Below are 10,884 nucleotides of genomic sequence, written 5' to 3'. Positions count from 1 at the left end.
CGCTCAAACATAATAAATTGTTTGTCTAAGTTGCTATTTAAAAAATTTAAAAGCATCATAAGTGAAAGAATATATACAAAAGATTTTTTTGAGCATGATTTTAAAAAAAATTTCTTTAATAACGCCATAAAAGTACTTTATAATAAGGCTGATGCCATTACTTGCAATTCTGTAGATATTAAAGAAGGGCTTGTTCAATTTTATAATTGTGATAGAGATAAAATTACAGTTATAGAAAATGCTTATGATGCTAAAATTATTACTAGGCTTGGAAAAGAGGAGATAGAAGTAGAGTTGCTTCCTCTTTTTGCTGAAAAGGAGGTTATTGTTAATGTTGGTAGACTGGATAAACAAAAAGGACAAGAGTATCTTATTAGGGCATTTGCAATGTTACCAAGTAGATCAAACTACTGTCTTTTGATAATTGGAGAAGGGGCCTTGCGTGAGTATTTGGAGAGGCTGATTTCTGAGCTGGGGTTATGTGGTTTTGTTTTTTTATTGGGATATAGGAAAAATCCATATAAATATCTATCAAGAGCCAATATTTTTGCTTTTACATCACTATACGAAGGATATCCAAATGCGCTAGCTGAAGCTATGGTCTTTGATAATCTTAAAATCATATCTTTTGATTTTAAGGCCGGATCAAAAGAGTTGATAGGTAATGATGAGTATGGTAAAATCGTTAGAAAGTGTGATATAGTTGGATTGTCTCAAGCGATCCTGGATGCTAAAAACAGTAAAAATGTAAAGCATAAAACTTTAAATAGTATAGAGGATTTGGTCCATGATTACAAAAAAATTATTGAGTAAATATTTGTTATTATTTTTATGTTCGCTTGTTGTTTTTGTTGGCATAAATTCATTGAGTAATTTTGCTTTTTTTAATATTATGGATGTGCTGTATCAACCGCATGGACCTAAGGGGTTGCTAAAAGTATCAATATATGTTGCATCTTACTTGTTTGTATTTGCTAATCTTATATTTATCTTATTTATGAAAAATGGTGTGATATTTAAAATTTTGATATTTGCATTATTTATTTTACTTAATGTGGATATCGTATATTATCTTATTGATAAGAATGGTACTGGAATTTCTATGCACCAGATAGTACTTGCCTATCATGAAACATCTCATATATTAGGTGCTTTTTGGGCTTATTCTGGGGCAATAATAATTTCACTGCTAATATCTGTAACTGTCTTGTTTACAATAAAAATTATACGAAAATTTATAGATATTAAATTTTTCTACATTCCAATTATTATGCTGCCACTTTCATTGGTTGGGTCATATATGGTCTTTAATAAGTCAGCGTATGCAGCATATGAGTATCCATTTTTTACAAAAATACCTATGTATATATACGCAGCTAAACATAATGGCTATTTTGATATCAAATTTAAAGCAAGGGATGCTTTAACTATCCGTCCAGACGGTGCTGCAAAATATAAGAATATTATTTTAATTGTTGATGAAAGTGTAAGGGGAGATTATCTATCTATCAATGGATTTAACATGCAGACCACTCCTTTTCTTGATACATATGATAATGTCGTTAGTTTGGGCATAGCTTCTTCTGGTGGCAATAACTCTGCGCCATCTCAATACATAATAAGAAATGGTGTCCAGATGCGAGATTTGCCAGATAATAAATTTGCTACATTGGCAATCCCTAATATATTTCAATATGCAAAAAATGCAAATTTCCACACATACTATCTAGATAGTCAGGTGGAGTATCAGCAACTACAAAATTTTATGTCTAGCTACGATCTAGAATACATAGATGAGTATTTTACTATTAAAGATAGAAAACCATTTTATTATTTGGATAGAAAGTTGATACCAAAAATAAAGACAATACTATCATCAAATGACCATAATTTTATTTATATCGTGAAATATGGCTCTCATGTTCCATGGAAGATGAACTATCCAGAAAATTCAGCCACCTTTTCACCCGTCCTTGAAAACATGGAGTCGGTTGAATTTAGCAATAGGGATAGAGCTATAAACACATATGTAAATAGCCTAAGATGGAGTATGGATGGGTTCTTTAAAGAATTATTAAGCAATATATCTTTGGATGATACGATTATTATTTATACTTCTGATCATGGGATCAATATAGCAGAGAGCGGCACTACTATGCACTATGGAATGGAGCTAAATCCGCCAAAGACAACGGCAACTGTTCCTATATTGCTTTTTGCAAAAGACATCACTAGTAAATATAAATTTGATAAAAATATATATAGCCATTTTATGATTTTTCCATCTATATTGGACTTGATGGGGTATGACAAAGATGTTTATCATAAATACAACTATAGTTTTTTCAGTGATAGTGTCAGCGGAGAACAAGTCAGATCTTTTTATTCTGGTAATGTCTTTGGTAATGGATACAAAAATGCATTTGACGACAAGGGTGCGCAATGAGCGTTACTATTATTATGCCGTCATATGACTCTGAAAAATTTATTATAGAGTCAATAGAGTCCGTTCTGGCGCAAACATATTCTAACTGGGAGCTAATAATTGTAGATGATTGTTCGCCAGATGATTCAAATAAGATAATAACAAAGTATGTTGATAGCGATGGCCGTATAAAATTAATAAAATTACAAAAAAATAGCGGTCCAGCTGTGGCTAGAAATACGGCTATAGAAGCTGCAAGTGGTAGATATATAGCTTTTTTAGACTCTGATGATGTGTGGCTGCCAAACAAACTTGAAACTCAAATAAATTTTATGCATGATAATGATCTGGCTTTTACATATAGTTCGTATAGGCTTGTTGGAGAGGATAATGAACACTTAGGTGTTTTTATCACAAAAGATAAAATTTCATATTTTGATATGTTAAAAACATGCAGTGTGGGATGCTTAACTGCAATATATGACACAAAAAAAATAGGTAAACAATATATGCCACTGATCTTGAAAAGACAAGATTATGGGTTATGGTTGAAAATATTAAAGCTTATTGGCGAGACTAAGGGTATTTCGGAGCCACTGGCTACCTATAGAATTCGTAAAAATTCAGTATCTTCAAACAAGGTAAAAGCAGCCAAATACCAGTGGAAAATTTATAGAGATATAGAGAAGCTAAGCTTTTTAAAAAGCTTATATTATTTTGTATTTTACGCCTACAATGGGGTAACTAAATACAAAAAATAAATAGGCTAAACTCCCCTTTTCTCAAATACAATTGCAATGGTTTTTACTATGATCTTTATATCCAGCCAAAGTGACCAGTGTTTGATGTAATAAAGATCATACATGAGTTTTTGTTTGGCGTCGTTTGTATTTGAGCCATAAGGGTAGTTTACCTGCGCCCAGCCAGTTATCCCTGGGCGAACGATATGACGTTCGTTGTAGTAAGGGATCTCTTTTTCAAAGAAATTTATCCAGTACCTTCGCTCTGGTCTTGGACCTATTAGATGCATCTGCCCGCGAAGCACATTTAGGCACTGCGGCACCTCGTCGATGCGAGTTTTACGCATAAATTCGCCAAACTCAAACACTCTCTCATCATTTTCACTAGCAAATTTTGCTCCATCTTTCTCGGCATCTTCCATCATCGAACGAAATTTTATGCACTCAAATTCTCTATTGTCCAGCCCAACTCTACTTTGTAAAAAGTAAAGACTTCCAGGCGATTGCTCATCTATCTTTCTTTTTACATAAAATTTTAGGCCAAAAAGCAAGATGAAAAGTATTAAGCAGCCAGCATAATCGATCATTCGCTTCAGTGCGTAATCAAAGGCACTATAAGGCCTTATCTCATCTAAAAAATTAAGATTTTCGCCATTTTCTGGGATATAACATTTGTGCAGATAAATTTCTAAAAAATTCTCTACGTTTAGAAATTTTATCTTTTTATACTTCGTCTTAAACTGTAAAAGCGTGAGAAATCTCACCAATTTGTTATCAACGGGCTTTTGGGTGTTTAGCACTATTAGCCTCTGATTGCCTGATTTTATGAGATTTTCTAGCGCACTTCGCAAAGCTTTAGCGTCGCTATTTTCAGGGGATAAAAAATTCACCTGGCCAAATTTCTTCCCAAGCTTCTCTAGCTCGAGTTTGGTGAAAGTATATTTTTCGCCAAGGATGATCATAGGCCTATCCCTTTATCTTTATTTTAAATTTGCATTATAAAATTCGTCTAATTATACCCAAACGTGCTAATTGCATTTTTAAAAAAAGAGTTAAGGTTAAAATATGTCTCATAAATTTCTCGCTGTGCTTGTTTTAGCGCTGATTTGTGCTATTTCTTTTGCACTCTCAAACACTGTCTTGGCTAAATTTCACACCAGCCCGCTCATCATCTCTATCATTTTAGGTGCCATTTTTGCAAATCTTTTCACCAAACAAACTCAAATTTTAAAAAGTAGTGGCGTCGTAGCAATCGCTGGGAAGCAAATTTTAAGGCTAGGCATCATACTTTTTGGCTTTAACATAAGCCTTGGCGAGATTGCAAGTGTCGGCACCATTGGTGTGATATATGCAGCGTTTATGGTATTTGCGACCTTTTGCTTTGCACTTTTTGCCGCTAAAGCCTTGGGACTTAGCAAAGATAGCGCCGTGCTCATTGGCTCAGGGGCAAGTATATGCGGCGCAGCTGCTGTTATGGCTACTCAAAATGAGATAAAAGCAGACGCAAATAAGCTTGCTATCGCCATTTGCACGGTGGTGCTCTTTGGGACTATTGGCATGTTTATCTATCCATTTATCGCTAAATTTCTAGCTCTCACGCCACACCAAACTGGCTTTTTTATCGGTGGCTCACTTCACGAAGTAGCCCACGTAGTTGCAGCCTCGGCGGCATTTGATAGCACAGCAAGCAGCACCGCCGTCATCATAAAAATGCTTCGCGTCATCATGCTAGTACCATTTTTGTTTTTGTTAAATTTCTTAAATTTAAGCCAAAATAGTGTTGGCTCGAAGCTAAAGAGCATACCATGGTTTGCGCTATTTTTCTTAGTGGCGATATGCGTTAGATCTTTGCCATTTTTCCCTGAAAATTTGGTGCAAATTTTAAAGCTAGCCGCTAGTATCTGCCTTTGCGTCGCGATGTGTGCTTTGGGGTTTGGGATAGATAGAAGCATTTTTAAAGCGACGGGCAAAAAGCCATTTTTGCTAGCATTTTTTATATTTTTATGGCTTATTTGCTCATCGCTTGTCTTTGTTAAGACTCTTTGCTAGTTTTTAGTTTTTGCAAAAACTCTTCGATGTTGTATTTTGCCCTGTAGGCTGGGCTTAAAAGATGTATCAAAATGTCGCCAAGGTCCATCACGATCCAGTCAGGCGAGCTCTCCGTACCTATAAATTTCTCCCCAAGAGGCTTAAGCTCCTCTTTTAGATCTTCAGCCAGCGAGTAAGCGTGCCTCTCGCCAAGCGTAGTAGCGATAAATACGGCCTTTACAAAATAATCATCCCCGCTCATATCAAACACTTGTATCTCTTCAGCCTTTTTTGCGTCTAAAACCTTAACTATACTTTCGGTGCGCTCTTGCATCGATCTTTCCTGCATCTTTAATCCTTGGTAAAAATTTATAATCTCATCTTTTATCTCGCTAGGCAGCTCATCAAGCCCCTTTTGATGCCTGATCTGCGACGAGCTAACATCCACGTGCACGTCCATTTTTTGTAAATTTTGCGGAATTTCTATGTGATTGCGCTTAGCGATCACAAACTGCACTAAATTTTTTAACTCCTCATAGCCGTGCCACTTATCAAGCGTAGCTAGGTGGTCAGCGCCTATTATGAGATAAAATTTCTCTATCTTAAATTTCTCATACAAATACTTAACCGTCTCTATGGTAGGCACTGGGCGAGCTAAATTTATCTCATAGTCTGAGATCTCGACCTTCTCTAGGCCGCCCCAAATTTCTCTTATCCACTTTAGGCGAAGCTCTGGCGGAGCTGAAAATTCGCTCTTAAAGGGACTTATAAAAGTTGGCATGATGATGAGCTTGTCGATATCTAGGCCACTTAGTGCCATTTTCACAATGCTATCGTGTCCTAAATGAACCGGATCAAAGCTCCCGCCAAAAAGTGCTAACTTCATCTATTAAAGTGCCTTGTTTATATTTGTTTTAAAATTCTTTTTTGTAGAATTAGGCGTAATTATATCAAAAGGAGCTAAGATGTCAGTTAAAGTAGCAATAAACGGCTTCGGGCGTATCGGCAGGTGCGCTGCTCGTATTATTTTAGAGCGAGACGACGTTGAGCTTGTCGCTATCAACGACACGGCGACGCGCGACATGACGCGCTATCTGCTCAAATACGACAGCGTGCACGGCGAATTTAAGCAAGACGTTAAGGTGATAAGCGACGATTTTATAGAAGTAAACGGCAAAAAGATAAGAGTTTTTTCAACAAGAGATCTAAACGAGCTTAGCTACGCAGACTACGGCGCAGACGTGGTTTTGGAGTGTACGGGCAAGTTTTTAACCACTGAAAAATGTGAGCCCTATCTAGCTCGCGGCATCAAAAAAGTCGTCATGAGCGCTCCGGCAAAAGACGACACGGCGACGTTTGTAGTCGGCGTAAACGATGATAAATACGCAGGCGAAGCGATCGTCTCAAACGCAAGCTGCACCACAAACGGCCTAGCTCCAGTGGCAAAGGTGCTAAACGATAAATTCGGCATCGTAAAGGGGCTCATGACCACGATCCACGCATATACGAACGGACAGAGCCTAGTAGACGTAAAGGCCAAAGACTTCCGCCGCTCGCGCGCTGCAGCCCTAAATATCGGGCCTACGACCACCGGAGCGGCAAAAGCGATCGCAAAAGTACTTCCCGAGCTAAACGGCAAGATGCACGGACAAAGCGTGCGCGTACCGGTCGCTAACGTCTCGATGGTCGATCTAACGGCGGTTTTAAAAAGACCTGCTAGCAAAGAGGAGATAAACGAGGCGTTTAGGGCGGCTGCTGAGTCAAATTTAAGGGGAATTTTATTCGTCGATGACGATTATAGGGTTAGCAGCGACTTTTGCACGAGCGCATACAGCAGCATCGTAGCGAGCGACACTACGCAGGTAATCGCAGACGATATGGTGAAGGTCTTTGCATGGTACGACAACGAGTGGGGCTACTCGACAAGGCTTGTGGATCTAGCTAAGATCGTGGCTACGAAATAAATTTAAAGGGCTAAAAATGAGTGAAATTTTATCGATCAACGACCTTGAGCTCGGCGGCGCGAAGGTATTTGTCAGGTGCGATTTTAACGTGCCGATGGACGAGTTTTTAAACATCACCGACGACCGCCGTATCCGCTCGGCGATCCCTACTATCCGCTACTGTCTGGATAACGGCTGCAGCGTGGTTTTAGCTAGTCACTTGGGGCGACCTAAAAACGGCTTTGAGGAGAAATTTTCGCTGCGAGGCGTGGCAAAGAGGCTTTCAAGGCTGCTTGATAGAGACGTGATATTTGCTGAGGACGTCGTCGGCGCGGACGCCAAAGCCAAAGTCGCCACACTAAAACCGGGCGAAATTTTACTTCTTGAAAATTTGCGCTTTGAAAAGGGCGAAACCAAAAACGACGAAGCTTTGGCAAAAGAGCTTTCAGAATTTGGCGAATTTTACATAAACGACGCATTTGGCGTCTGCCACAGGGCTCACGCATCGGTCGAGGCGATCACTAAATTTTACGACGAGAAGCACAAGGCGGCGGGATTTTTGCTACAAAAAGAGATAAATTTCGCTCAAAATCTCATCAAACACCCTGCGCGTCCATTCGTGGCGGTCGTGGGCGGCAGCAAGGTAAGCGGCAAACTGCAAGCCTTGCATAACCTTCTGCCACGCGTAGATAAGCTCATAATTGGCGGTGGCATGGCATTTACGTTTCTAAAATCTCTCGGCGAAAATATCGGAAATTCGCTTCTTGAAGAAGACCTCATCGAGGATGCGCGCGAAATTTTGCGCAAGGGCAGGGAGCTTGGCGTTAAGATTTACCTGCCAGTAGACGTTGTTGCGGCTCAGACGTTTTCTGCCGAAAGTGCGGTGAAATTCGTCCCAGCGCAAGAAATACCTAGCGGCTGGATGGGGTTAGATATCGGACCGGCGTCGATTAGGCTCTTTAAAGAGGTCATCGCCGACGCGCAAACCATCTGGTGGAACGGGCCGATGGGCGTTTTTGAGATGGATAAATTTAGCAAAGGCAGTATCAAAATGAGCCACGCTATCATCGACACACACGCGACTACGGTCGTTGGCGGCGGCGATACGGCCGACGTCGTCGAGCGCGCGGGAGATGCCGACGAGATGACCTTTATCTCGACCGGAGGCGGCGCGAGCTTGGAGCTTATCGAGGGCAAGGAGCTGCCAGGCATAAAACCGCTTAGAAAGGCTGTGGAGTGAGGTTTTTAGCAAATTTAAAATGCAATCACACGAGAGCGAGCTTTGCTAAATACGCTGAAATTTTAGACGCAAATTTAAGCGCAAATGACGACGTGACGGTATTTCCTCCGTTTAGCGCGCTTGATCTTACGGCTCATAAATTTAAACTCGGCGCGCAAAATTTCTACCCTTGCGAAAGTGGCGCTCACACCGGCGAGATCGGCAAGGCGATGCTGGACGAGTTTGGCGTAAAAAGTGTGCTGATCGGGCACTCCGAACGGCGCGAGCTTGGCGAGAGCGAGGAGCTTTTGCGAGCTAAATTTGATTTCGCAGTAAAGGCGGGCTGGCAGATTGTCTACTGCATCGGCGAAAATTTGAGCGTAAACGAAGCAGGTCACACAAAGGAGTTTCTAGCGAATCAGCTAAAAAATATCGACCTTGGTTACGAGCAGCTGTTGATCGCCTACGAGCCAATTTGGGCGATAGGCACGGGCAAGAGCGCGAGCGCAGAGCAGATAGAGGAGATTTTAAATTTCATCCGCGAGCAGACGAGCACGCCGCTGCTTTACGGAGGTAGCGTAAATGCCGCAAATATCGGCGGGATTGCTGGGATAGCAAACTGCGACGGAGTGTTAGTAGGTACGGCGAGCTGGGACGCAACGAAGTTTTTGGAGCTTATACGCGTCGTCTCGTGAGCGTCTTTTAATGAGTTGGAAATTTTAAGTCTGCGACAGGCTACTTGCCTAGTCTCGGGACGAAATTTACTGCGAAACATTTAAATCCGCCTAGCGATATTTCCGCTTATCGATTTATGTTTAGAATTTGACGTTTTGTTAAATTTGAATTGCAAAATTTTTAAGTCAAATTGCGAAGGATTTTTGAGATGATTTTTGGCGATTTTGCTAAAAAGCACTCAAAAGCCAAGCAAATTTTAAAGGAGAAATAATGATTTTAAAAGGTAAAAAAGGCCTCATCGTCGGCGTCGCTAACGCTAAATCCATCGCTTACGGCATCGCCGAAGCTTGTCACGCCCAGGGTGCGCAGATGGCGTTTACCTACCTAAACGATGCGCTAAAAAAACGTGTAGAGCCAATCGCAGAGGAGTTTGGTAGCAAATTTGTTTACGAACTTGATGTGAATAATCAGGCACATTTAGATGGGCTTGCGGGTCAAATCAAAAAAGATCTTGGCGAGATCGATTTTATCGTGCATGCAGTGGCTTATGCACCAAAAGAAGCGCTAGAAGGCGAGTTTGTAAACACGACAAAAGAGGCATTTGATATAGCGATGGGAACTAGTGTGTACTCGCTACTAAGCCTTACTCGTGCGGTCCTACCGGTGCTAAAAGAGGGTGGCTCAGTGCTTACTCTTACATACCTTGGTGGACCAAAATTTGTGCCACACTACAACGTCATGGGCGTTGCCAAAGCGGCACTTGAAAGCTCAGTTCGCTACCTAGCACACGACCTTGGTGCTAAAAATATCCGTGTAAATGCGATCAGCGCAGGCCCAATTAAAACGCTTGCCGCAAGCGGAATAGGCGACTTTAGGATGATACTTCGTTACAACGAAGTAAATAGCCCGCTAAAACGCAACGTCACAACTGAAGATGTCGGCAACAGCGCTATGTATCTGCTTAGCGACCTAGCTAGTGGCGTAACAGGCGAAGTTCACTACGTAGACTGCGGCTATAACATCATGGGCATGGGTGACGTGGCTACCGACGCCGAGGGCAACACGATCCTAGCTTGGGACGCAAAATAATCTACTGATACAAATTTGGCGGGGCGGCTCGCCAAACTCTTCTTTAAAATTTCACTAAATTTACCGCAAGGGCAGACAATATGAGCTTTAGATGAGCTTATAGACGCAATAGGCCAGGCTGGGCACTGATAAAAGAGTGGCTAAAAGAGGACAAAAACGATTATGAAATTTTGCCTCGCGATGAGGGCAGGGCGCAAAGAGCGATTTTTTTGGGCTTCAAGTAGCCACTCGATCGCCGATGGGTGCGCTTGTTTATGGGTGTGGTGGTATCGTGGTAGATGGCGGTTGGTTGCGCCTGCTTGGTTCAGGATGCGAGCAGATGAAGTGCAAAATTTACAGCTTTAACCTTGGCAAAAGCTTTAGCGAGGTAGACAGATGTCTAGCTATTTGTCCGTGACAAACGATGTTTTGTATAAATTTTTCGTGATAAACGGCGGTGCCTTTGGTGGCAAAGCCGGCAATATCTTTTACTGTTCGCTAGATAGCGGCAAATGGGAAGATGCACAGCTTGGCTACTCGTAGTTTTTACTGGGTGCTTTGCGGCGATATATCTAAATTTTACAAGCTTTGTCACTAGGATGGCTGGCCTGAGGATGTAAGAAATTTTAGCCTTGATAAGGTGATGTTTGCATTGCTGCCGATACTTTGGCAAGATACCAACGTAAGTCTAAGACTAAAAAATATGAAAAAGGATGATATTTGCATGAATGAATTTTTCAATTTTGCCTTCAAGAGCGTCTAATAAATTTGCATGATGCTTCCATT

The 10,884-nt window shown here is 41.1% G+C and carries 12 protein-coding genes; 10 read left to right on the top strand and 2 right to left on the bottom strand.

Features of this window, described 5'->3' with window-relative positions:
* The 3 genes from F3H01_RS08730 to F3H01_RS08720 all read left to right on the top strand — a co-directional run.
* The coding region (locus F3H01_RS08730) for a glycosyltransferase (protein ID WP_188116370.1) at positions 1-813 on the top strand (813 nt) is incomplete at its 5' end.
* Positions 788-2,446: a sulfatase-like hydrolase/transferase gene (locus tag F3H01_RS08725; RefSeq protein WP_103588449.1), complete on the top strand. Its 1,659-nt coding sequence runs from the start codon at positions 788-790 to the stop codon at positions 2,444-2,446. The genes F3H01_RS08730 and F3H01_RS08725, both read left to right, overlap by 26 nt.
* Positions 2,443-3,186: a glycosyltransferase family 2 protein gene (locus F3H01_RS08720; RefSeq protein WP_149725512.1), complete on the top strand. Its 744-nt coding sequence runs from the start codon at positions 2,443-2,445 to the stop codon at positions 3,184-3,186. The genes F3H01_RS08725 and F3H01_RS08720 overlap by 4 nt, the downstream gene beginning before the upstream one ends.
* A gap of 5 nt (positions 3,187-3,191) precedes the next feature.
* Here the strand turns inward: F3H01_RS08720 and F3H01_RS08715 are convergent, their stop codons facing one another.
* Complete coding sequence (locus F3H01_RS08715) at positions 3,192-4,127, bottom strand: sugar transferase (RefSeq protein ID WP_149725511.1); 936 nt, start codon at positions 4,125-4,127, stop codon at positions 3,192-3,194.
* Between the two features lie 103 nt (positions 4,128-4,230).
* Between F3H01_RS08715 and F3H01_RS08710 the strand changes: the two genes are divergently transcribed.
* Complete coding sequence (locus F3H01_RS08710) at positions 4,231-5,214, top strand: YeiH family protein (protein WP_149725510.1); 984 nt, start codon at positions 4,231-4,233, stop codon at positions 5,212-5,214.
* Here the strand turns inward: F3H01_RS08710 and nadD are convergent.
* Positions 5,198-6,079, bottom strand: a complete 882-nt coding sequence (gene nadD / locus F3H01_RS08705) for a nicotinate (nicotinamide) nucleotide adenylyltransferase (RefSeq protein ID WP_149725509.1) — start codon at positions 6,077-6,079, stop codon at positions 5,198-5,200. The two genes, F3H01_RS08710 and nadD, sit on opposite strands and share 17 nt — an antisense overlap.
* A gap of 79 nt (positions 6,080-6,158) precedes the next feature.
* Between nadD and gap the strand changes: the two genes are divergently transcribed.
* The 6 genes from gap to F3H01_RS09820 all read left to right on the top strand — a co-directional run bounded on the left by gap (position 6,159) and on the right by F3H01_RS09820 (position 10,641).
* Positions 6,159-7,157: a type I glyceraldehyde-3-phosphate dehydrogenase gene (gene gap / locus F3H01_RS08700; protein WP_107709860.1), complete on the top strand. Its 999-nt coding sequence runs from the start codon at positions 6,159-6,161 to the stop codon at positions 7,155-7,157.
* A 16-nt stretch (positions 7,158-7,173) separates the two neighbouring features.
* Positions 7,174-8,376, top strand: coding sequence for a phosphoglycerate kinase (locus tag F3H01_RS08695; RefSeq protein WP_149725508.1), 1,203 nt, complete (start codon positions 7,174-7,176; stop codon positions 8,374-8,376).
* Complete coding sequence (locus F3H01_RS08690; RefSeq protein WP_149716491.1) at positions 8,373-9,050, top strand: triose-phosphate isomerase; 678 nt, start codon at positions 8,373-8,375, stop codon at positions 9,048-9,050. The genes F3H01_RS08695 and F3H01_RS08690 overlap by 4 nt, the downstream gene beginning before the upstream one ends.
* Before the next feature lie 250 nt (positions 9,051-9,300).
* Positions 9,301-10,119 carry an enoyl-ACP reductase FabI gene (gene fabI / locus F3H01_RS08685; RefSeq protein WP_149716490.1) on the top strand — a complete coding sequence of 273 codons (819 nt, stop codon included), beginning with the start codon at positions 9,301-9,303 and terminating at the stop codon, positions 10,117-10,119.
* A 238-nt stretch (positions 10,120-10,357) separates the two neighbouring features.
* Positions 10,358-10,516: a DUF2625 family protein gene (locus F3H01_RS09825; RefSeq protein WP_508610229.1), complete on the top strand. Its 159-nt coding sequence runs from the start codon at positions 10,358-10,360 to the stop codon at positions 10,514-10,516.
* Entirely contained in the window at positions 10,495-10,641 is a 147-nt protein-coding gene (locus F3H01_RS09820; protein ID WP_508610228.1) for a DUF2625 family protein, read from the top strand. Before F3H01_RS09825 ends, F3H01_RS09820 begins: the two co-directional genes overlap by 22 nt.
* Positions 10,642-10,884: the final 243 nt, after the last annotated feature.

It is taken from the genome of Campylobacter concisus (genome assembly GCF_902460875.1).
Classification (GTDB): Bacteria; Campylobacterota; Campylobacteria; order Campylobacterales; family Campylobacteraceae; genus Campylobacter_A; species Campylobacter_A concisus_AA.
Note: the sequence above shows the minus strand (reverse complement) of the source record. Positions and strands in the feature narration are given on the sequence as shown.